A 23,148-nucleotide genomic window follows, 5' to 3' on the forward strand; every position below is an offset into this window, starting at 1 on the left:
CAACGCCCGCGTGCGCGACGCTCAAAGCGGACCGATCCCCGCCTGAAGCGCGCCCGGGCACATCTCCAACGGCTGCCGGCCAGCGGCCGGCACTACCGTGCCCGTCTGCTGGAGGGGCCGAAGCCTCCTCCAGCAACACAGTTGCTACAAGGACGTACTTGCGGCGTGTCCCGCCGGCCCACCCACCCCGACCAAGCCCGCCACCAACGCAGCGCCGCCTTTGACGTTGAAGTTGACCTCGACCTTGACCTTGACCCTGCTCCAGGCCTCCAAACCCCCATCACAACCACTTTCGACTGCAACGGATGCCGGGGGGCATGGGGTCGCCTATAATCGGGGGCCACACTGTCTGTTGCCTTGCCATGACTGCCGAAACGGCCGCCGAACTTCACACGATCATCGACCTGATCCGCTACGGCACCAGCCGTTTCAATGCCGCAGGCCTCACCTTCGGGCACAGCTACGACAACGCCCTGGACGAAGCCACCCAGCTCGTCCTGCACAGCCTGCACCTGCCGCATGACCTTGGCCCCGCCTACGGCGCCGCCCGCGTCACCACGCCTGAAAAGGCCGAGGTACTGGCCCTCTTCGAACGTCGCATCAACGAACGCCTGCCCGCCGCCTACCTCACCGGCGAAGCCTGGTTTGCCGGCCTCAGCTTCAAGAGCGACAGCCGCGCCCTGGTCCCGCGCTCGCCCATCGCCGAACTCATCGAAACCGGCTTCGAACCCTGGCTGGCCGGCCGCGACGTCCATCGCGCCCTCGACCTCTGCACCGGCTCGGGCTGCATCGCCATCGCCATCGGCCACTACTACCCCAACTGGGAGGTGGACGGCGTCGACCTCAGCGACGATGCCCTGGCCCTGGCGCATGAGAACAAAGAACGCCTCCAGGCGCACAACGTCACCCTGATCAAGTCCGACCTGTTCAACGGCCTCACCGGCCGCCACTACGACCTGATCGTCACCAACCCGCCCTACGTCACCAACGACGAAACCGATGCCCTGCCGCAGGAATACTCCTACGAGCCGGACATGGGCCTGCGTGCCGGCCCCGATGGCCTCGACCTCGTCCTCAAGATCCTGCGCGACGCCCCGCTGCACCTCAGCGAAGATGGCCTGCTGATCTGCGAAGTAGGCGAGTCCGAACAGCATCTCATCAAGCTCCTGCCCGAAGTCGACTTTGCCTGGATCGAATTCAAGGTTGGCCAGATGGGCATCTTCGCCGTCGAATGCCGTGAGCTCATCGCCCACAGCGCGCGCATCACCGAACTGGCAGCGCAGCGGCCGTGAGTTCCAACAGCTTCGGCACACTGCTGACCGTCACCACCTTCGGCGAATCGCATGGTCCGGCGATCGGCTGCGTGATCGATGGCTGCCCGCCGGGGCTGGAGATCAGCGCCGGTGACTTCGACCACGACCTGCAGCGTCGCGCCACCGGCAAGAGCCGGCATACCTCGGCGCGTCGCGAAGCCGACGACGTCGAGATTCTGTCCGGCGTCTACGAGGGCCGCACCACCGGCACCCCCATCGCGCTGCTGATCCGCAACACCGACCAGCGCAGCAAGGATTACACCGCCATCGCCCAGCAGTTCCGCCCGGGCCATGCCGACTACAGCTACTGGCAGAAGTACGGCATCCGCGACCCGCGCGGTGGCGGCCGCTCGTCCGCGCGCGAAACCACCATGCGCGTAGCCGCCGGCGTCATCGCCAAGAAGTGGCTGCAGCAGCGTTATGGCGTGACCGTGCGGGGCTACCTGTCCCAGCTTGGCGCGATCACCCCCACCGGGCACGACTGGTCGGCGGTGGAAGACAACCCGTTCTTCTGGCCGGTGGCCGAACAGGTGCCCGCGCTGGAGAGCTACATGGATGCGCTGCGCAAGTCCGGCGACTCGGTCGGCGCGCGCGTCAACGTGGTCGCCGACGGCGTGCCGCCGGGGTGGGGCGAGCCCATCTACGGCAAGCTCGACGGTGAACTGGCCGCCGCGCTGATGAGCATCAACGCGGTCAAGGGCGTGGAGATCGGCGACGGCTTCGCCAGCGCCGCCCAGCTGGGCACCGAACACCGCGACCTGATCACCCCGCAGGGCTTTGCCAGCAACCATGCCGGCGGCATCCTCGGTGGCATCTCCACCGGCCAGCAGGTCACCGCCTCGATCGTGCTCAAGCCCACCTCCAGCCTGCGCCTGCCCGGCGCCACGGTGGATGCCGACGGCAACGCGGTCGATGTGATCACCACCGGTCGCCACGACCCGTGCGTGGGCATCCGCGCCACCCCCATCGCCGAGGCGATGATGGCGCTGGTGCTGATGGACCAGGCCCTGCGCCACCGCGCCCAGTGCGGCGACGTGGGCACCATCACCCCGCGCATCCCCGGATCGATCGATGGCTGATCGCCGCCCCCGGGTCTGGGTCAGCCAGCCGCTGTTCGACGATGTGGTCGAACAGCTCGGGCAGTATGTCGACCTGGACATGACCGGCGAGGTCACCCGCTACACGCCACAGCAGTTGGCCGAGCGGCTGGCCGAGGTCGACGGCGCGCTGATCACCCTCAACGAGCGCATCGGCGCGGCCGAGATCGCCAACGCCCCGCAGCTGCGCGCGATCGCCAACGTCGGCGTGGGCTACAACAACCTCGATGTGGACGCGCTCAGCGCCGCCGGCATCCTGGCCAGCAACACCCCGGACGTACTCACCGAAACCACCGCCGACCTCGGCTTCGCACTGCTGATGGCCACCGCCCGCCGCATCACCGAGGCCGAGCGCTGGCTGCGTGATGGGCAGTGGGGGCAGTGGTCGTTCCAGACCCTGCTCGGCGCGGACATCCACGGCAGCACGCTGGGCATCCTTGGTATGGGTCGCATCGGCCAGGGTATCGCCCGCCGCGGCGCGCTCGGGTTCGGCATGCGCGTGCTGTACCACAACCGCTCGCGGCTGCCCGACGCCATTGAAGCCGAAGTGGGCGCGCAGTACGTCGACCTCGACACGCTGCTGGCCCAGGCCGACCACCTGGTGCTGGTGCTGCCCTACAGCGCGTCCTCCCACCACATCATCGACGCCGGTGCATTGGCGAAGATGAAGCCGACCGCCACCCTGGTGAACATCGCCCGCGGCGGCATCGTCGACGAGGTGGCGCTGGCCGACGCACTGGCCAACAGCCGCCTCGCCGCAGCCGGCCTGGACGTGTTCGAAGGCGAGCCCACGGTGCGCCCGGAACTGCTGGCCCTGCACAACATCGTGCTGACCCCGCATATCGGCAGCGCCAGCCAGGCCACGCGCCGGGCGATGGTGCAGCTGGCCGTGGACAACCTCACCGCCGCGCTGGGGCTGGGCCCGAACGCCGGCCACCCGCCGAGCGCGATCAACGCCGACGCCGTGGCCGCCGCGAAAGCCGGCGGCGCGACCGTGGGCGGCAAAAAAGTCGGCGACGCAAAACGATAGGGAACCTCCCCAGCCAACAGGCGAGGTTCCCGAACCGGCAGGCACCGATCGTTGGTCGGCACGCACATTCACTATCCCGGTAGGTACCGACCGTTGGTCGGTACACCCAACACTCCAAAAACACGGTAGGTACCGACCGTTGGTCGGTACACCCAACACGAGGTTCCCCCATGAGCAATGCAGATCGTCGTTTCCACGTCGCTGTCGTCGGTGCCACTGGCGCCGTTGGCGAAACCATGTTGTCCATCCTCGCCGAGCGCGACTTCCCGATCGCTTCGCTGAGCCTGCTCGCGTCCTCGCGCTCGGCCGGCGGTGAAATCGACTACCGCGGCGAGAAGATCAAGGTCCAGGACCTGGCCGACTTCGACCCCAAGGGCGTGGACATCGCGCTGTTCTCCGCCGGTGGCAGCGTATCCAAGGAGTACGGCCCGAAGTTCGCCGCTGCCGGTGCGGTGGTGATCGACAACTCGTCGGCCTTCCGCTACGACGACGACGTGCCGCTGGTGGTGTCCGAAGTGAACCCGGACGCGCTGAAGAACCGCCCGCGCGGCATCATCGCCAACCCGAACTGCTCCACCATGCAGATGCTGGTGGCGCTGGCGCCGCTGCACCGCCAGTACGGCATCACGCGCATCAACGTGGCCACCTACCAGTCGGTATCCGGTGGCGGTCGTTCGGCGCTGGAGGAACTGGGCAAGCAGACCGGCCAGCTGCTCAGCTTCCAGCAGATCGACCCGCAGCGCTTCCCGGTGCAGATCGCCTTCAACCTGATCCCGCACATCGACGACTTCCTGGAAAACGGCTTCACCAAGGAAGAGATGAAGCTGGTCTGGGAAACCAAGAAGATCCTGGGCGACGACAGCATCCTGGTGAACCCCACCGCCGTGCGCGTGCCGGTGTTCTACGGCCACTCCGAAGCGGTCACCATCGAAACCCGCGACAAGGTCACCGTGGCGGCCGCGCGCGAGCTGCTGTCGCGTTCGCCGGGCGTGGAAGTGGTGGACAAGCATGAAGCCGGCGGCTATCCGACCCCGGTGACGCATGCGTCGGGCAACGATGCGGTGTATGTCGGCCGTATCCGCGAAGATCTCTCGCACCCGAACGGGCTGAACCTGTGGATCGTGTCGGACAACATCCGCAAGGGCGCCGCGCTCAATGCGGTGCAGTTGGCCGAACTGGTCGCCGCCGAAGGCTGATCGTGCAACGCCGATGGCATGGGGATGCCATCGGCGGCTGCAATTCAACCATCGCCGATCACGGGGGGAGCCGCTATATTGGCCGCCATGAACAACCGGACCCGGGGCGCCCTGCGCCCGCTCAAGTATGTGTCCACACTGCTGCTGGCCCTGGCCAGCAGCTCCGCCATGGCCCTGGGCCTGGGCGATATCCGGGTGCTGTCCAAGCCTGGCCAGCCGCTGCTGGCCGAAATACCGGTGATCTCGGCCGACCCGGCCGAGCTGGAGAACCTGCGGGTGGCGCTGGCCTCACCGGGCACCTTTGCCCGGGTCGGGCTGGATGCACCGGCGGGCCTGGTCAGTGAACTGCAGTTCGAACTGACCCGCAATGCGCAGGGCAGGGCGGTGGTGCGGGTCAGCACCCAGACCCCCGTCACCACCCCGTCGCTGAATTTCCTGATCGAAGCCGACTGGGGCCAGGGGCGCCTGGTCCGGGAATACTCGGCGCTGGTCGATGCACCCAACAGTGCGCTGGCCGTGGCCGAACCGGAGATCGTCGCGCCGGCCGGCGCGATGTCCAACGCCATTGTGCGTGAGCCGGCACCGGCGACCGCGCCTGCGCCCACGGTAGAGGCCAGACCGGCCCGCACGGCCGCGCAGCCGCCACGCACCGCTCCATCGCGCAGCGCAGCGCCGGCACCGGCAAGCGCCGCCGGCGGCGTCACCGTGCAACGTGGCCAGACCCTGTCCCAGATCGCCGCCGCGGTGGCCCGCGAACAGGGCATCAACCGCAACCAGGCGATGGTCGCGCTGCTGCGCGCCAACCCGGACGCCTTCATCCGCGGCAACGTCAACCTGCTCAAGCAGGGCGCGGTGCTGCGCAGCCCCACCGACACGACCACGCCGATCGACGCCAGTGAAGCGGCCGCGATCGTGCGCGAGCACGCCGCACAATGGCGGCAATCCCGCGCGGCCATCCCGCAGCCGGCCAGCAGCGGCGTTGCCGCCAGCCCGGGCCCGGCCGCCACGCCGGCGGCAGCGGCGGCGGCAGCGGCCAGCGGCGCGCGCTTGGAGATCGCACCGGCGGTCGCCGCCACCGACAACAATGCAGGCACAACCACCGGCACCGCCGCCGGCAGTGAGGGCGACATGCTGGGCAACGAACAACTGCGTCAGGCCAAGGAAGATGTCGCCACCCGCGATGCCGAGATCCAGGAACTGCGCAGCCGCGTGGCGGACCTGGAAAAGCTGCAGAAGCAGCAGCAGTCGCTGATCGCGATGAAGGACAGCGACCTGGCGGCCGCGCAGCAGCGCCTGGGCCAGGCCCCGGCCACGCGTGAGGCCGGCGGTAGTGGCTGGTACTGGCTGGGCCTGGTGGTGCTGTTGCTGGTGGTGGGCGGGTGGGCCGTGGCCCGCCGTCGAAAACCGTCGCCGTTGCCGCCGCTGCGCCGCGACGGCCTGGATGCCACCGCGCTCGCCGCCGCCGTGCCTGCCGCCGATTACATCGACGAGCTAGCCGCCCAGCAGGACGACGCGCTGGATGCCCGCCTGGATGAAGCACGCGACCAGGCCAATGAAGTACTCGACGAACCCGCCGAACACTACGCCGATGGCCTGCGCCGAGAGCCTGTGTTCACGCTGGAGCCGCGCCCGGGGCATACCGGGGCCGGCAGCGATGCAGTGCAGCCGGAAGGCGACGACACCGCGCCGGACGGGGAGCAGGTGCCCCCAGCGACCGCTGCCGTGGATGCGGACGCGGACGTGGACACGATAGACGTGTACACCCCGCCGGCGCATGCGCTGGAAGCCGCGGCACAGCCGTCGTTCCGCGGCGTCTTCGAGTTTCCCGCCGATGGCGACGCGGTTGCCGTTTCCGCGGAACAGGCGGCTGACGCCGATGCCGATGCCGATGCCGATGCCGAGGCAGGCATCGAGGCGCCGTTCGAGGCCACCGACAACAGTGGTCATGTCCTGGCGACCCCTGGCCGCGACCGCCTGGAACTGGCCATCGCCTACCTGGACCTCGGCGACGCCGAAACCGCGCGCACGCTGCTGCAGGAAGTGGCCGTTGCGGCCGACCCGCACAGCCAGGCGCAGGCCCGCGAACTGCTGGCGCGGTTGGGATGACCAGCCCCGTCTCGCCTTCGCCGCGCGAGCGCCGGCTGGATTACGTGGAGTTCGCCTCCACCGACCCGGCCGCCAGCCGCCGCTTCTTCTCGGCGGTGTTCGGCTGGACGTTCGTTGATTACGGCCCGGACTACACCGCCTTCGACGATGGCCGTCTGCAGGGCGGCTTCTTCCGCGGCAGCCCGGTCACCACCGCCGCGGGCGCCGCTTTGCTGGTGATCTACGCCGACGACCTGGCCCCGGTGGCCGAGGCGGTGGCCGCCCACGGTGGGCAGGTGGTCAAGCCCGTGTTTTCCTTTCCCGGGGGCAGCCGCTTCCAGTTCGTCGAACCCGGCGGCAACGAACTTGCCGTGTGGTCCGAGCGCGATCCGGCCTGATGCCCCGACCGGCCCTGGCCGGTTCTTACCGACTTACAGAGGTTGACCATGCGCTACGCAATGGGCGTGGAATACGATGGCAGTGAATTCAAGGGCTGGCAGCAGCTGGGCGAGAGCGGTCGTCCCAGCGTGCAGGCCAGTCTGCAGCAGGCGCTGTCCTCGGTGGCCGATGCGCCCATCAAGGTCATGTGTGCCGGGCGCACCGATGCCGGCGTGCACGGTCACTGCCAGGTGGTGCATTTCGATACCGACGTCGTCCGCAACCTGCGCGGCTGGACCTTGGGCACGACCACCCGCCTGCCGCCCGCCATCGCGGTGCGCTGGTGCCAGCCGGTGGCCGATGATTTCCATGCGCGCTTCTCCGCCCGCGCCCGGCGCTATCGTTACCGCCTGCTCAACCGCCAGGTGCGCCCGGCGCTGAACCGGCAGAGCCTGAGCTGGGAACGGCGGCCGCTGGATGCCGCGCTGATGCACGCGGCGGCGCAGGCATTGCTGGGCGAAAACGACTTCAGTGCCTTCCGCAGCGTCAATTGCGAGGCCCTGCATGCCCGCCGCGAGCTGCAGGCGATCAGCGTGACCCGCGATGGCGAGGTGCTGGAGGTCTGTGTTCAGGCCAATGCATTCCTTCATCACATGGTGCGCAATATCGTCGGTTCATTGATCCTGGTCGGGTGCGGGGACAAGCCGGTGTCGTGGCTGGGCGAGCTGCTGGCCGGAAAGGACCGCACCGTGGCCGGGCCGACCGCACCGCCGCAGGGTTTGGTGTTCGTTGGACCCCTGTACCCCGACAACTGGCAACTGCCCGCCGAGGTGACTCTATGAGCCGCTCTTTCTATCGCACCCGTATCAAGTTCTGCGGCATGACCCGCGCCGGCGATGTGCGCCTGGCCGGGGAACTGGGCGTGGATGCCGTCGGCTTCATCTTCGCCCGGGAGAGCAAGCGCCGCGTGGCGCCGGCCGAAGCCCGCGCGATGCGCCAGGCGATTGCGCCGATGGTGGACGTGGTGGCCCTGTTCCGTGACAACAGCAAGGAAGAAGTGCGCGAAGTGCTGCGCACAGTGCGGCCCACCCTGCTGCAGTTCCACGGCGAGGAAGACGAGTCGTTCTGCCGCAGCTTCAACATGCCCTACCTCAAGGCCGTGGCGATGGGCGGCCGCGAGGACGTCAACGCGCGCCAGCTGCAGCTGCGGTACCCCAGCGCCGCCGGGTTCCTGTTCGACAGCCACGCCCCCGGCGGCGGCGGTGGCACCGGCGTGGCCTTCGACTGGACCCGCCTGCCCACCGGCCTGCACCGGCCGTTCCTGCTGGCCGGCGGGATCACCCCCGACAACGTCTTCGACGCGATCGTGGCCACGCTGCCGTGGGGCGTGGACGTATCCAGCGGGATCGAATCCGAGCCGGGCATCAAGGACGGCTACAAGATGCGCAAGTTCGTCGAAGAAGTCCGCCGCGCCGACTGCCACGAGGCCGACTGAGGCCGCCAGGCCCCGACCGCCAATCCCGGTAGGTCCCGACCGTTGGTCGGGACATGGCCAATCCCGACGCCCGGACATCCTTGCGCCACGGCCCATGGCGGCCCTGCTATGGGCGCGGCCGCGAATTTCACGTAGCATCGACAGGACATGGCGCGGCCGGCACGGCGCGTAGTCGCGGGAAGCCGGAGCGCTTCCCTCAAAGCGGCGGCCGGGGAAGCGGCTGGCCGCCTTCACAGGGAAGGCATGGAATGAACGAATTCCTCACTGTCGCGTTGAGTTTCCCCACGCTGCCGTACAGCATCGTGCTGGCGTTCGCCGTGCTGTATTGGCTGCTGGCCGCCTTCGGCGTGGTCGATGACGGCATTGCCCATGACGGCATGGACCTGCACCTGGGCGATGACGGCCTGCACGGCATTTCCGGCATCTTCGCGCGCCTGGGCCTGGGCGGTGCGCCGGTGATGCTGGTGATCGCGCTGCTGGCCTTCTTCGGCTGGACCGTCACCTATTTCGTCCACCTGTTCCTGCTGCAGGCCCTGCCCACCCCGGTGCGCTGGGTCGCCGGCAGCGTCACCGCCGTGCTCGCCCTGATTCCCGCCGTGCCGCTCAGCGTGGTGATACTGCGCCCGATCCGGCGCCTGCTGCTGCGCCTGCGCCCGGTGCCCCAGGCGTCGCTGCTGGGCCGCGTCGGCGTGATCGCCTCACCGCAGGTCACCGCCACCGTGGGCCATGCCAACGTCGACGACGGCGGCGCCGGGCTGATCCTGCAGGTGCGCTCGCACGACGGCAGCGTGCTCGCACGCGGCGACCGCGTGGTCCTGCTGGACTACCTGGCCGACCATAACCATTACCTGGTGGTGCGTGAAAACGCCCACCCCGCGCTTTCCATCCAAGACAGCCTGATTGCGGGCGATAAGGAGATCCATCGATGAGTTTTGCGACCTTGGCCCCGTTCGTGATCGGGGTGGGCATCCTGCTGGTCCTGCTGCTTGGCCTGGCCGGCCTGTTCAAAGCGTTCTACCGCAAGGTGGACCAGGGCGTGGCCCTGATCGTCAATGACATGAGCGCCCAGCCCAAGGTGCACTTCACCGGTGCGCTGATCATCCCGGTGCTGTACCGCGCCGAGCTGATGCGGATCAGCCTGATCACCCTGCAGATCGACCGCCGTGGCAAGGAAGGCCTGATCTGCCGCGACAACATGCGCGCCGACATCGCCGTGGCCTTCTACCTGCGCGTCAACGAAACCCAGGCCGACGTGCTGCGCGTGGCCAAGGCCATCGGTGCCGACCGCGCCTCGGACAAGCACGCCGTGGATGAACTGTTCAACGCCAAGTTCTCCGAAGCGCTGAAGACGGTGGGCAAGAAGTTCGAGTTCACCGAACTGTTTGAAAAGCGCCAAGAGTTCCGCGACGAGATCATTGCCGTGATCGGCAACGACCTGAATGGCTATGCGCTGGAAGACGTCGCCATCGACTACCTGGAGCAGACCCCCAAGCTGCTGCTGGACCAGAACAACATCCTCGATGCCCAGGGCATCCGCAAGATCACCGAGCTGACCGCCACCCACAACGTGGTCACCAACGAGCTGGAACAGAACGAAAAGCTGGCCATCACCAAGAAGAACGTCGAAGCGCGTGAAGCGCTGCTGGCGCTGGAACGCCAGCAGGCCGAAGCCGAAGCGCGCCAGAAGCGCGAGATCGAAACCATCCGCGCGCGTGAGGAAGCCGAGACCGCCAAGGTCCAGGAAGAGCAGCGCCAGCTGTCCGAACAGGCACGCATCGAAGCGCAGGAAGTCATCGACATCCGCGAACAGAACCGCATGCGCGAAGTGGAAGTGGCCGAGCAGAACCGCCAGCGTGCGGTGGCCATCGAATCCGAGCGCGTCGAGCGCGCGCGCCAGCTGGAGCAGGTCACCACCCAGCGCGAAGTGCAGCTGCAGGGCGTGGAGCGCGACAAGGTGGTCGAGTCCGGCAAGATGGACGTGGCCAACATTACCCGCGAGCGCATCGCCATCGACAAGACCGTGGCCCAGGAAGAAGAGCGCATCAAGGAAGTGCGTGAGGTGTCCGAAGCCGATCGCCAGAAGCAGGTGCTGATCCTGGAAGCCGAAGGCAAGGCGCAGGAACTGCTGGTGCGCCAGGTCAAGGAAGCACAGGCGGCCGAAACCTCGGCCAAGCACCGCGCCGTGGAAATCACCACCCTGGCCCAGGCCCAGCACGAAGCGGCCGGCAAGCAGGCCGATGCCAAGCGCCTGCTGGCCGACGGTGCCCGTGCCGAACAGGCCGCCCCCGGCCTGGCCGAGGCGCAGGTGCGCGAAGCCTCGGCGCTGGCCATCGAGAAGGTCGGTATCGCCGAAGCCCGCGTCATCGAAGCCAAGGCCGAAGCCAACCTCAAGCAGGGCACCAACGAGGCCCGCGTGCTGGCCGAGAACCTGCAGGCCCAGGCCCACGGTGAAGAACAGATGGGCCGTGCCCGCGCCACCGCGACCGAGTCCATCGGCGGTGCCGAAGCCGGCGTGGTGCAGAAGAAGCTGCTAGCCGAGGCTGAAGGCCTGGTCCGCAAGTTCGAGGCGATCGGCTCGCTCAGCGACACCGCGCGCGGCCACGAAGAGTTCCGCATGATGCTCGACAACAGCCTCAAGCAGGCGCTGGCCTCGATCGATGCCGGCAAGGAAGTCTCGCGCGAGAACGCCGGCGTCATCGCCAGCGCGCTGCGCAACGCCGACATCGACCTGGTGGGCGGCGACGGCGGCATGTTCGAGAACCTGATCAAGGCCGTGTCGCTGGGCAAGTCCATCGAAGGCCTGGCCGACAAGAGCCCGATCGTGCAGGAGCTGATGCAGCGCTACCTGGGCGTGGGCCCGCGCGAATCCGCGCCGCGCCAGATCAGCGAAGACGCCGTTGAGGCGGTGCCCAGCGTGACCGCCACCGTGGTCGAAACCCGCTGAGCCCCACTGCCGGCGCGCCGCCTTGGGGTGGCGTGTCCGGCACCCCGGCGGTGGCCGTGATGCCACCGCCACGCCTTTCCCGGCCGGCTCGCCCGGCCGGTTGTCCGTGAGCCGGAAGGAAGCCGATGTCCGATACCGCCAACCGTCCCGAGCCGTCCGCGCCGGAAGCCACCGCCAGCGTCGACCAGGCCGTTGCCCAGGGCGGCGCCTATGAAGTGCTGCGCCGCCGCCTGGCCGAGCAGGGCAGCCGCCTGCGCAGCCTTGCCGATGCACTCAACCGGCAGCGCCTGGCCGAGTTCGGCGACAGCCGGCTGGAGGTCACCGGCCGCTTCCGCATCCGCAGCGAAAACAACTGCGTCGGCCGCGATATCGTCCAGGTCGGGCCGGACCTGCTGCTGTTTGGCTACAACGTCTACATCGGGCTCAAGACCCAGACCCGCGTCGAAGACGTGTTCGGCTTGTACCGGCTGGTGCAGGCCAACGACGGCTACGACGTGGTGCCGGTGGACGCCAAGGGCAGCTTCCTGGCCCAGCCGGCGTTCGTGCACGACTTCGGCGAGCTCTACGCCTATTACAAACATGCGCGCCTGCTGCAGCTGATCGTGGTTGGCGACAAGCTGCTGGCGTCCTTCCAGATCGGCGAGCGCAGCAGCGACGTGCGCGTGTTCCGCTGGGCGCTGGCCCGCGATGGCGCACTGACCTACCTGGATGCCCGTGGCGAGCGCGACATCGCACTGCCACCGCCATTCGATTTCGAGTGGACCCGCGCCACGCGCGACATGGCCGTCACCGGCCGCCATGCGCACCTGAACATCCTCGACAGTCTGTTCGTGGAAACCACCGGCGGCGACCTCACCATCAAGGTCGAGAACAATACCGAGAGCGGGCAGGGCGTCTACAGCGAACCGGTCGAAGACAGCACGCAGTCGCTGGACGACGCGCAGTTCGACTTCGCCCGGGTGGGCTCGCTGATCCTGCTCAAGGTGCTGCCGTACCGTGAAACGGTGTGGCGCGGCCTGATCTACAACACGCTCACCGGCAACATCACCCGCAACGATGCGATCGTGCAGGCCTGTGTGCAGCTGCCCGAAGACCACGGCATCATCTTCCCGGGCGGCTATTACCTGCAGAGCGGCGAGCACAAGGCGTTCGACGCGGCCATGGACGGCATGCAGTTCAAGCGCGCCATCCGCTCGCCCAATGGCGAGGACGTGCTCTACATCTTCTACGAGCGCGAGGGGGGGCGTTCGGCACTGTTTGTCTACAACACCATCCAGCGCGTGCTGCAGAACCCGGTGTTCGGCCACGGCTACGCCTTCATGCACGACGGGCGCATGGTGCTGTTCCATGCCGAAGGCAGCGAGCCGACCCGCATCCACGCCATGCAGGTGTGGCAAACGCCGTTCAGCAGCGACGAGTTCGCCGCCAGCCGTCCGCCCGGCAACACCTTCATGGGCCGCATCGGCAACGCCGAGCTGGTGCGCGGCATCTCCAACCTGTTCGACCTGGCCCGCACCATCGAAGGCGATGACGTGTCGGTGCAGCGCTACCAGCGCCTGGTGCAGGACACCCGGCGCCTGTTCGACGCCCACCATTGGCTGGACGATGAGCAATGCAGCGGGGCGGTCAGCCTGCTGCGCGAGGTCAGCAGCACCGGCGAATCGGTGCTGGACGAATACGAGAAGGTGCAGTCGATCCGCGCGCAGTCCGCGCAGGCCATGGCCCAGGCGCAGAGCACGCAGAAAGCCCTGCTGGCCCGCCTGCAGCCGGAGAACTGGAAAGAGGTGCAGTCCTTCGTCGAGGCGCTCAATGCGATCTCGGCGCAGCGTGGGCACCTGCTCACCATCCGCGACTACCGCTACATCGACACCGACCTGATCGATGCGATGACCGCCGCGCTGCAGCAGGCGCATGAGGCCATCGGCGCGGCCACCGGCGCGTTCCTGGCCGGCGATGCCGCGCTGGCCCCGCTGGGCGAGCGCCTGCAGGCGCTGGACGAGGCGGCCCAGCAGGCCGAAAGCGCGCGCGTGCTGGACGAGCAGCTGGCCGGCCTGCGCGCCATGTCGGCCGACCTGGACATGCTGTCCGAGCTGATGGCCGGGCTGAAGGTCGACGACGCCACCGCGCGCACCCGCGTGGTCGAAGCGATCTCGGCCATCTACGCGCGCCTCAACCAGACCCGCGCACGCGCCGAACAGCGCCGCCGCAACCTCGGCTCGGCCGAAGCGGTGGCGCAGTTCGCCGCGCAGTTCGCGCTGTTCTCGCAGGCCATCACCAGCGCCCTGGCGATGGCCACCGATCCCGAACGCGCCGACGAACAGATGTCGCGGCTGCTGGTGCAGCTGGAGGAACTGGAAAGCCAGTTCGGCGAGCACGAGCAGTTCCTGGGCGACATCCTGGCCAAGCGCGAAGAGCTGATCGATGCCTTCGAAGCCCACAAGCAGGCGCTGCTGGACGAGCGCCAGCGCAAGGCGCGCTCGGTGCTGGACGCGGCCACCCGCATCCTCGACGGCCTGGCCAAGCGCACCGAGCGCTTCGCCACCGCCGACGAACTCAACGCGTTCTTCGCCGGCGACCCGCTGATCCTCAAGCTGCGCGAACTGGCCGAGCGCCTGCGCGGCCTGCGTGACAGCGTCAAGGCCGACGACATCGAATCGCGCCTGAAAGGCGTGCGCGACCAGGCGGTACGTGCACTGCGCGACCGCAGCGACCTGTTCGAGGCCGGTGGCAACATCGTGCGCCTGGGCCCGCGGCACCGCTTCAGCGTGAACACCCAGGCGCTGGACCTGACCATCCTGCCGCGCGGCGACGCGTTGGCCATCCACCTCACCGGCACCGACTTCCTGGAGCCGCTACACGATCCCGAACTGGCCGAACTCAAGCCGTACTGGCAGCTCAGCCTCGATTCGGAATCGGACACGCTGTACCGCGGCGAATACCTGGCCGGCAGCGTGCTGCGCGCGGCCATGGACAACCGCGAGGGGCTCGACCTGGCCGGGTTGCAGCACAACGCCGCCGAGCCGGACGCACTGGACCGGAGCGTGCGTGATTTCGCCGCGCCGCGTTACCGCGAGGGCTATGAGCGCGGTATCCATGACCACGACGCCACCTTGATCCTGCGTGCGCTGCTGCCGCTGCAGCAGGCGGCCGGCACGTTATTGCACGCGCCGCGCGTGCGCGCGCTGGCGATGCTGTTCTGGGCCGCGCGGCAGCGCCGCGAAGACGTGGCGCAGTGGCCGGCACGCCAGGCCGGCGCCGATGCGATCGCGCGCCTGTTCGGGTCCGATGAAGGCCGCCAGGCCCTGCGCACGGAGATGGCGCTGGCCGTGGCCGCGTTCAACGACGAGCACGCGCTGCCGTTCACGGCGGACGACCATTTGGCGGCCGCTGCCTACCTCGCCGACGAGCTGTCGGCGGGCGAGCCGGTGTTCACCAGCAGCCGCTACGCGTTGGCGTTGCTGGAGGCACTGGGCCAGCAGCTGCAGGCGGCCGGCCAGCGCGAGGCGCTGGAGCGCGCGCTGCAGCGCGAGCAGGACGGCCTGGGCACGCGTTGGGCGCTGGCCGGGCAGTGGCTGCGCGCCCTGTGCCGCACCCCGGCGTTCACCGACCACGCCGGCTATGCCGACGAGGCCGCCGCACTGCTGCTGGTGCAGCGCGCGCTGCGCACCCGTGCCAGCGACGTCGCGCTGCTGGTCAGCGTGGATGGCCTGCTGGGCGAACACCCACGCATCGTGCAGGGCCACATGACCCTGTCGCTGGATGATTTCCTGGCACGCCTGCAGCACCACACCGGCGTGTTCGTGCCTGCGTTCCATGCCTACCAGGCGGTGCGCCAGCGCATCGTCACGCGCGAACGCGACACCCTGCGCCTGTCCGAGTTCAAGGCGCGGCCGCTGTCCTCGTTCGTACGCAACAAGCTGATCAACGACGTGTACCTCGGCGTGATCGGCGACAACCTGGCCAAGCAGATGGGCACGGTGGGCGAGAACAAGCGCAGCGACCTGATGGGCCTGCTGATGATGATCTCGCCGCCCGGCTACGGCAAAACCACGCTGATGGAGTACGTGGCGCACCGCCTCGGCCTGGTCTTCATGAAGATCAACGGCCCGGCGCTGGGCCACGAGGTGCGCTCGCTGGACCCGGCCCAGGCGCCGGACGCCACCTCGCGGCAGGAGCTGGAAAAGCTCAACCTGGCGCTGGAAATGGGCAACAACACCATGCTGTATGTGGACGACATCCAGCACACCCACCCGGAATTCCTGCAGAAGTTCATCTCGTTGTGCGACGGCACGCGGCGCATCGAAGGCGTGTGGCGCGGGCGCACCCGCACCTACGACATGCGCGGCAAGAAGTTCTGCGTGGTGATGGCCGGCAACCCGTATACCGAGTCCGGCGAGGTGTTCAAGATTCCGGACATGCTGGCCAACCGCGCCGACATCTACAACCTGGGTGACGTGCTGGGCGGCATGGAAGATGCCTTCACCCTGAGCTACATCGAAAACAGCCTGACCTCCAATCCGGTGCTGGCGCCGCTGGCCACGCGCGACATGGCCGACCTGTACCTGCTGGTGGAGCGGGCGATGGGCAAGGAGGTGTCCACCAACGCGCTCAGCCATGCCTACAGCGGCGCGGAGGTCAACGAGATCGTCGCCACGCTGCAGCGCATGTTGCGCGTGCGCGACGTGGTCTACCGGGTCAACCAGCAGTACATCGCCAGTGCCGCGCAGGACGACCGCTACCGCACCGAACCGGCGTTCCGGCTGCAGGGCAGCTACCGCAACATGAACAAGCTGTCGGAGAAGATCTCGCCGGTGATGAACGACGCCGAGCTGCAGCAGTTGGTGTCCGACCACTACCTGGGCGAGGCGCAGCTGCTTACCACCGGGGCCGAGGAAAACCTGCTCAAGCTGGCCGAACTGCGTGGCCTGCTGCAGGGCGACGAACTGGCGCGCTGGCAGCAGATCAAGCGCGACTTCCTGCGCAACAAGGCCATGGGCGCCGACGATGCCGATGTGGGCGGCCGCGTGGTGGCGCAGCTGGCCGACATCGCCAGCGCGTTGCAGCTGCCGCCGCCTGCCGCCGTGGCCGAGGTCGAGCCCGCGCCCTGGCCGGCGTTGCTGTCGGCGCTGGAGCGGCTGTCGGCCGCACGCGCCGAGCCGGCACCGGTCGCCGCCGCCCCGGCTGCGCCGGAGGCGCTGCCACTGGCCGAACCGCTGGCCAGTGGCTTGCAGGCCGGGCTGGCGCCGCTGCTGCAACTGCTGGGCGATTCGCATCAGCAGCAGGTACGCACCGGCGAAACGTTGGCCTTGCTGGCCGGCTGGGTGCGCCAGCAGATGGAGAGCGGTCCCGCCCCGCGCGTGGGTGCCCGGCCGAAGCGCGCCTCCACGCCGGAGGAACGCGCCCTGGATGAGGCGTTGATGCGCCACTTCTACGGTGAATCGAGCCTGCCGCCGCGGTGGGAACGCGACGGCGGTGATGCGCCTGCATGACCGCACCGTCGCTGCCTGCGCTGCCGGGGCCGCCGGCCACCATCGGCGCGGACGCGGCGGTGCTGTCGCGCTACGGCGAGGTACTGCTGCAGGCGTTGACCTCGCACGCGTCGAGTGCCGGTACGTACGAAGACGACCCGCGCAGCGGTCTGGTCGCGGCGCTGTCGCAGCTTGCGCTGGCGCTGCAGGCGGGCAATCCGACCCGGTTGCGCCGTCAGACCAGCTGGTGGGGGCGGCTGCTGGGGCGTGACGTAGAGCGCCAGGCCGATGCCGACGCGCTGCAGGCACAGTGCGGGGTCCTGCTGCTCAAGGCGCAGGCGCACGCCCGCCTGCTGGGCGCCGTGGTCGAGGCCAGCACGCACGCGGCCGCAGTGGATCTGCACGGCGCGCAGGCGCTGGAACAGTGGGCCGACGCAGGAACGGCGCTGGGTGCCGGGTTGCCCACCGATGCGCAGGGCGTGTTGCAGCAGCGCGTGACGCATCTGCGGACGCTGGCCTCGCTCAAGCGCGTGCAGGCCGGCCAGACGCAGCTGCTGCAGGCACAGGACACCGCCCTGCTGGACCACGTCCAGCGCATCGCCGCGGTACTGATGCCGGCGTGGCAGCAGGCCGTACGCGCCAGCAGCACCCAATCGCATGCACGGCAGAATGACCAGGCCGCGCAGCTGCTGGGCCAGATCCGCGCCGAGGTCGCCGCGGCGCAGGCTAGACTTCCCTGAGTACACTGACCCGTGCCGGCGCTCCGGCCGCCCTTCAGAATGGAGATGCACCGATGACCCAGGATTCCCAGCCGAACGCGCCCCTCCCGGTGGAGGTCAGCGTGGATGTCATCGATGACAGCGCATTGCAGGCGCTGGGCCTGGGGCGGGAGGACCTGCCGAAGATCGCCGAGATCGGGCGCGGCCTGGACGACATCCGGCCGGGCAACCTGCAGGTGTTCGGGCGCGACGCGGCGGCCAAGACGGCGGCGTTTTCCAGCCAGCTGCTCGACCAGGTACGCAACCGCGACCTCGACGCCAGTGGCGACAAGCTGGGCGAAGTGGTGCGCATTGCGCGCTCGCTGAAGCTCGACGGGCTGGCCGAACGCTCGAAGGTGCCGGTGATCGGTGGGTTGATCGACAAGCTGCGCGCCTCCAAGGGCGAGCTGGTGCAGAAATTCAGCGACACCAACCGCCAGATCGAGCAGCTGATGGGCGACGTGGGCAGCCAGCAGGCGCTGATGGGCCAGCGCGTGGTCGAGTTCGACCGCATGCACGACATCGTCCGTGAGGAACGCCACGGCCTGGGCCTGCACATCGCCGCCGGCAAGCGCCGCATCGCCTCGCTGCGCAGCGAACAACTGGCCGGGCAGGGCCAGGACGACCCGCAGCAGCGCATCCGCCAGGGCGAGCTGGACAACGCGATCCGGCTGCTCGACAAGCGCGTGGGCGATCTGGTGGTGATGCAGCACGCGGCCGACCAGTCATTGCCGATGATCCGGCTGATCCAGGCCAACGCGATCCTGTTGATCGAGAAGTTCAACACGGTCCGCGACATCACCATTCCGTCGTGGAAGCGCCAGTTCGCGATCCAGTTGTCGCTCAACGAGCAGAAGAACGCGGTGGCGCTGTCCAACGCGATCGACGATGCCACCAACGAGATGATGCGACGCAACGCCGACCTGCTGCGCCAGACCACCGTGGAGACGGCCAAGGCCAACCAGCGCGCGGTGATCGATGTGGCCACGCTGCGCCACGTGCACGAGCAGCTGATCGCCACCGTGGAAGAAGTGCGCACCATCCACCGCGAAGGCATGCAGCAGCGCCAGCAGGCCGAAGTGGAGCTCGCGCGCCTGCGCGACGACGTGCAGCAGCGCCTCGCGGCGCCAACCGCCGTCTGAGCGACGCGCGCCCCGGCAGCGTCCCCACCAACGTTTCATCCCCGGTAGGCCACGACCGTTGGTCGTGGCGAAGCCTGCACCGACGCGCGACCCGGCATCGCCCCCACCAACGGTGGGGACCTACCGACATTTCATTCCCCGGTAGGCCACGACCGTTGATCGTGGCGCGGCATGCACCGACGCGGGTGCCGGCATCGTCCCCACCAACGGTGGGGACCTACCGACGTTTCATCCCCGGTGGGCCACGACCGTTGATCGTGGCGCGGCATGCACCGACGCGGGTGCCGGCATCGTCCCCACCAACGGTGGGGACCCATCGACGTTCCAATCCCCGGTAGGCCACGACCGTTGGTCGTGGCGCGGCATGCACCGGCGCGGGTGCCGTCAGCGTCCCCACCAACGGTGGGGACCTACACCCCCGCCAACTGCTGCTGCAACCACCCGGCCAGCACCTCTACCCGCGCATCCACCGCGCCGTCGGGCGTGGCCAGCACCCAGAACCCGCCGGTGGCGCCAAATCCCCACGGCGCCAACAGGCGGCCGGCGGCCAGCTCGTCGGCGACCAGCGGCTCGGGCGCGATCGCCACGCCCAGCCCGGCCACCGCCGCCTCCAGCAGGTAATACAGGTGCTCGAACCCGCTACCCAGCTGCAGCTGCGTCGGGTCCAACCCATGCGCCAGCGCCCACGCCGGCCACGCCTGCGGGCGGGAGGCGGTATGCAGCAACGCTTCGCCGAGCAGGGCAGTCGGCGGCTGCTGGCGCAACCGCGCCGCCGCCGGGTGCTGCGGGCTCACCACCACGCCCACCCGCTCGGGCGCCAGTTCGCGCACCTGCCAGCCGCGTGGCCACGGCGGCTGCGCCAGCAGCAGCACCGCATCCAGACCGCGCTGGGCGTCGGTGAAGCTGCCGTCCTGGGCCGACCAGTGCAACGCCAGCTGCGGCAGGTCGCGCTGCAGCGCCGGCAGGTGCGGAATCATCCAGCGCGCCAGGATGCTGCCGCTGCAACCCAATACCAGCGCATCCGGCCGCTGCTGGCGTTTGAGCGCGCCCACCGCCTCGCGGATCTGCCCGAACGCACCCTCGCAGGCACTCTGCATCTCGGCCCCGGCCCGGGTCAGGCGCAGCCCGCGCCCGTCGCGTTCGAACAGGGCCACGCCCAGGTGGTCCTCCAGCACCCGCAGCTGGCGGCTGATCGCGCCATGGGTGACATGCAGGGCCTCCGCTGCGCGGCCCACCCCGCCCAGGCGGGCAGCGGCCTCGAAACTGCGCAGGGCGTTGAGCGGCGGCAGGGGAAGGTCGCTCATGTGAGTTTTCCTGACGGGTTGTCGTAGATATTATCGATATTCCTGTCATGACATGTGCGTTAAATTGGCAGCCTGTCTCCACCGGTTGTCGCGCCATGTCCGCATCCCCCATCACTGATTTCCACGCTTATCCCGACGCCCAGGGCCATTTCGGCCGCTACGGCGGCAGTTTCGTTGCTGAAACGCTGATCGGGCCGCTGCAGGAACTGGCGGCGGCCTACGATGAGGCGCGCCGCGATCCGGCCTTCATCGCCGCCTACGACAAGGACCTCACCCACTACGTGGGCCGGCCCAGCCCGATCTACCACGCCGAACGGCTCAGCCAGCAGGTGGGCGGGGCGCAGATCCTGCTCAAGCGCGAAGACCTGAACCACACCGGCGCGCACAAGATCAACAACACCATCGGCCAGGCCCTGCTGGCCGCGCGGATGGGCAAGACCCGGATCATCGCCGAGACCGGCGCCGGCCAGCACGGCGTGGCCAGCGCCACCGTCGCCGCACGGCTGGGCCTGGAGTGCGTGGTCTACATGGGCGCCACCGACATCGAACGGCAGAAGATCAACGTCTACCGCATGAAGCTGCTCGGGGCCACGGTGGTGCCGGTCACCTCCGGCTCGGCCACGCTCAAGGACGCGCTCAACGAAGCCATGCGCGACTGGGTCACCAACGTGCGCGATACCTTCTACATCATCGGCACCGTCGCCGGGCCGGACCCGTACCCGCGCATGGTGCGTGACTTCAACGCCATCGTCGGCCGCGAAGCGCGCGCGCAGATGCTCACCGACTACGGCCGCCTGCCCGATGCGATCACCGCCTGCGTCGGCGGCGGCAGCAACGCCATCGGCCTGTTCCATGCCTTCCTCAACGACCGCGACGTGCGCATCGTCGGCGCCGAAGCCGCCGGCGACGGCATCGAGACCGGCCGCCATGCCGCCTCCATCGCCGCCGGCCGCCCGGGCGTGCTGCACGGCAACCGCACCTACGTGATCTGCGACGACGACGGCCAGATCACCGAGACCCACTCGGTGTCGGCCGGCCTGGACTACCCGGGCGTCGGCCCGGAGCATGCGTTCCTGGCCGATGCCGGGCGCGCCGAGTATGTCGGCATCACCGACGAGGAAGCGCTGGCCGCGTTCCACCAGCTGGCCCACAGCGAAGGCATCCTGGCCGCGCTGGAATCCAGCCACGCCGTGGCCCAGGCCATCAAGATCGCGCGTGAACTGCCCCGCGACAAACTGGTGCTGTGCAACCTGTCCGGGCGCGGTGACAAGGACGTGCACACTATCGCCGCCCGCGAGGGCTTGATGCTGTGAATCCACTGCTGCGCCAGGGAAGTGCGCTGCTGATCGTGGTCGGCCTGACCGCCTGCACCCCGCCGGACCCGCCGCTGCTGCCCGCCGCGCCGTCGGCACCGGCGGCCATCGCACCGGCGCGGGAACCGGCGAGCAATGATGACGACATTGCCAACCGCCCGATCGAGGACGCCCCGGAACCGGCGGCCCCGGCCCCCGACGCGGCACCCGCGCCGGCGGTGGTCTCGGTGGCGCTGGACCATGCCGGCGACATCGTCATCGGCCAGCGCTTCACGGCCGCCGATGCCGATGCCACCTGGCATTCGGCCGGTCTGAGCGAAGGCGGGCAGGCCGGCAGCTGCGAGTACTACGAGCGCGGCAGCCTGCCTGAGGGCATCTCGATGATGGTCGACGACGACCATGTGCAGCGCTTCGAACTGGCGCTGCTGGACGGAAGCGATGAAACCATCACCCAGCCCGGCCCGTTCGGGTTGCGCCTGGGCATGTCGCGTGACGCCGCGCTGAAGCGCCTGCCCAAGGGTAGCGTCGCGCAGCCGCACGCCTACGACCCGGAAACGGGCGAATACCTGACCTGGCAGGACCCCGGCTCGGATCTGGCGATCCGGCTGGAGATCTTCGACGGGGTGATTTCGACGCTGTACTGGGGCGCCAGCGGCGCCGTTGAATTGATTGAAGGATGTGCCTGAAATGTCCGTGGACCGTATCGATGCCTGTTTTGCCCGCCTGCGCGCCGATGGCCGTAAGGCCCTGATTCCCTTCATCACCGCCGGTGATCCGGGCCTGGACGCCACCGTGCCGGTAATGCACGCGCTGGCCGCCGCCGGCGCGGACGTGATCGAACTGGGCGTGCCGTTCTCCGACCCGATGGCCGACGGCCCGACCATCCAGCGCAGCTCCGAACGCGCGCTGGCGCGTGGGGCAGGGCTGCGCTACGTGCTCGAAACCGTGGCCGCCTTCCGCCGTGACGACGCCACCACCCCGGTGGTGCTGATGGGCTACTTGAACCCGGTCGAGATCCACGGCACCGCCCGCTTCGCCGACGCGGCCATCGCCGCCGGCGTGGACGGCGTGCTGCTGGTCGACCTGCCGCCGGAAGAGGCCGCCGAAACCCGCGCCATCTTCACCGCCGCCGGCCTGGCCCTGATCCTGCTGGCCTCCCCGACCACCGCCGACACCCGCCTGGACACCCTCTCGGCCATGGCCCAGGGCTACCTCTACTACGTCAGCTTCGCCGGCGTCACCGGTGCCTCCGAGCGCCTGGACAGCAGCGCCGCCAGCGCCCGCCTGCGCGACCTGCGCAGCCGCTCGACCGTCCCGGTCGTAGCCGGCTTCGGCATCAAGGACGCCGCCAGCGCCGCTGCCATGGCCGTCGAAGCCGACGGCGTCGTCGTCGGCAGCGCCCTGGTCGCCGCACTGGGTGAAGCGGCCGATGCAGCCACTGCCGCACAGACCGCAACGTCCTTCCTCGCGCCGCTGCGTGCTGCGCTCGACCAAGCCTGATCAAGCGGCGCCCTCGCTCTCCGATCCGCATGCGTGAAACTGTGCAGAGGCAGGCGGGCAGCCGCGCCCGGGACCGTTGGGTGCCATGGATGGCGCCCACGAGCCCCCAGGGATGGGTTTACGTG

Annotated in this window: 17 protein-coding genes; 16 read left to right on the top strand and 1 reads right to left on the bottom strand. The window is 68.9% G+C overall.

Annotated elements, in window-relative coordinates; genetic code table 11:
- Positions 1-362: 362 nt before the first annotated feature.
- From prmB to AC1DCJ_RS19855, 13 genes are all read left to right on the top strand, one after another.
- Positions 363-1,292: a 50S ribosomal protein L3 N(5)-glutamine methyltransferase gene (gene prmB / locus AC1DCJ_RS19795; protein WP_038687192.1), complete on the top strand. Its 930-nt coding sequence runs from the start codon at positions 363-365 to the stop codon at positions 1,290-1,292.
- A complete protein-coding gene (gene aroC, locus AC1DCJ_RS19800) occupies positions 1,289-2,392 on the top strand; it encodes a chorismate synthase (RefSeq protein ID WP_137191728.1) in 1,104 nt (367 codons plus the stop codon). The genes prmB and aroC overlap by 4 nt, the downstream gene beginning before the upstream one ends.
- Complete coding sequence (locus AC1DCJ_RS19805) at positions 2,385-3,440, top strand: 2-hydroxyacid dehydrogenase (protein ID WP_478071752.1); 1,056 nt, start codon at positions 2,385-2,387, stop codon at positions 3,438-3,440. The genes aroC and AC1DCJ_RS19805 overlap by 8 nt, the downstream gene beginning before the upstream one ends.
- 170 nt (positions 3,441-3,610) lie before the next feature.
- Entirely contained in the window at positions 3,611-4,636 is a 1,026-nt protein-coding gene (locus AC1DCJ_RS19810) for an aspartate-semialdehyde dehydrogenase (protein ID WP_137191726.1), read from the top strand.
- An 87-nt stretch (positions 4,637-4,723) separates the two neighbouring features.
- Entirely contained in the window at positions 4,724-6,742 is a 2,019-nt protein-coding gene (locus tag AC1DCJ_RS19815; RefSeq protein WP_478071753.1) for a motility hub landmark protein FimV, read from the top strand.
- On the top strand, positions 6,739-7,119 hold the full coding sequence (locus AC1DCJ_RS19820; protein ID WP_137191724.1) for a VOC family protein: 381 nt from the start codon (positions 6,739-6,741) through the stop codon (positions 7,117-7,119). Before AC1DCJ_RS19815 ends, AC1DCJ_RS19820 begins: the two co-directional genes overlap by 4 nt.
- Positions 7,120-7,167: 48 nt before the next feature.
- On the top strand, positions 7,168-7,941 hold the full coding sequence (truA, locus tag AC1DCJ_RS19825) for a tRNA pseudouridine(38-40) synthase TruA (protein ID WP_038687201.1): 774 nt from the start codon (positions 7,168-7,170) through the stop codon (positions 7,939-7,941).
- Positions 7,938-8,594 carry a phosphoribosylanthranilate isomerase gene (locus tag AC1DCJ_RS19830; RefSeq protein WP_038687203.1) on the top strand — a complete coding sequence of 219 codons (657 nt, stop codon included), beginning with the start codon at positions 7,938-7,940 and terminating at the stop codon, positions 8,592-8,594. The genes truA and AC1DCJ_RS19830 overlap by 4 nt, the downstream gene beginning before the upstream one ends.
- 248 nt (positions 8,595-8,842) lie before the next feature.
- Entirely contained in the window at positions 8,843-9,523 is a 681-nt protein-coding gene (locus tag AC1DCJ_RS19835) for a hypothetical protein (RefSeq protein ID WP_313422142.1), read from the top strand.
- Positions 9,520-11,538: a flotillin family protein gene (locus AC1DCJ_RS19840; RefSeq protein WP_038687208.1), complete on the top strand. Its 2,019-nt coding sequence runs from the start codon at positions 9,520-9,522 to the stop codon at positions 11,536-11,538. The genes AC1DCJ_RS19835 and AC1DCJ_RS19840 overlap by 4 nt, the downstream gene beginning before the upstream one ends.
- 125 nt (positions 11,539-11,663) lie before the next feature.
- Positions 11,664-17,027 carry a DNA repair ATPase gene (locus AC1DCJ_RS19845; RefSeq protein ID WP_478071754.1) on the top strand — a complete coding sequence of 1,788 codons (5,364 nt, stop codon included), beginning with the start codon at positions 11,664-11,666 and terminating at the stop codon, positions 17,025-17,027.
- Positions 17,024-17,746 (top strand): hypothetical protein, encoded by a 723-nt coding sequence (locus AC1DCJ_RS19850; protein ID WP_478071755.1) that lies wholly within the window; start codon positions 17,024-17,026, stop codon positions 17,744-17,746. Before AC1DCJ_RS19845 ends, AC1DCJ_RS19850 begins: the two co-directional genes overlap by 4 nt.
- A 53-nt stretch (positions 17,747-17,799) precedes the next feature.
- A complete protein-coding gene (locus AC1DCJ_RS19855) occupies positions 17,800-18,906 on the top strand; it encodes a toxic anion resistance protein (protein WP_137191720.1) in 1,107 nt (368 codons plus the stop codon).
- A gap of 410 nt (positions 18,907-19,316) precedes the next feature.
- Here AC1DCJ_RS19855 and AC1DCJ_RS19860 read toward each other — a convergent pair whose 3' ends face one another.
- Positions 19,317-20,210 carry a LysR family transcriptional regulator gene (locus AC1DCJ_RS19860; protein ID WP_478071756.1) on the bottom strand — a complete coding sequence of 298 codons (894 nt, stop codon included), beginning with the start codon at positions 20,208-20,210 and terminating at the stop codon, positions 19,317-19,319.
- Between the two features lie 95 nt (positions 20,211-20,305).
- On the opposite strand from AC1DCJ_RS19860, the gene trpB reads away from it, so the two are divergent.
- From trpB to trpA, 3 genes are read left to right on the top strand one after another with little or no spacing between them, the layout of a single operon-like run.
- Positions 20,306-21,523, top strand: a complete 1,218-nt coding sequence (trpB, locus tag AC1DCJ_RS19865; protein WP_038687218.1) for a tryptophan synthase subunit beta — start codon at positions 20,306-20,308, stop codon at positions 21,521-21,523.
- Positions 21,520-22,209: a hypothetical protein gene (locus AC1DCJ_RS19870; RefSeq protein WP_478071757.1), complete on the top strand. Its 690-nt coding sequence runs from the start codon at positions 21,520-21,522 to the stop codon at positions 22,207-22,209. The genes trpB and AC1DCJ_RS19870 overlap by 4 nt, the downstream gene beginning before the upstream one ends.
- A 7-nt stretch (positions 22,210-22,216) precedes the next feature.
- Positions 22,217-23,023, top strand: a complete 807-nt coding sequence (gene trpA, locus AC1DCJ_RS19875) for a tryptophan synthase subunit alpha (RefSeq protein ID WP_478071758.1) — start codon at positions 22,217-22,219, stop codon at positions 23,021-23,023.
- Positions 23,024-23,148: the final 125 nt, after the last annotated feature.

The sequence above is a fragment of the Stenotrophomonas sp. 10N36 genome (genome assembly GCF_056395005.1).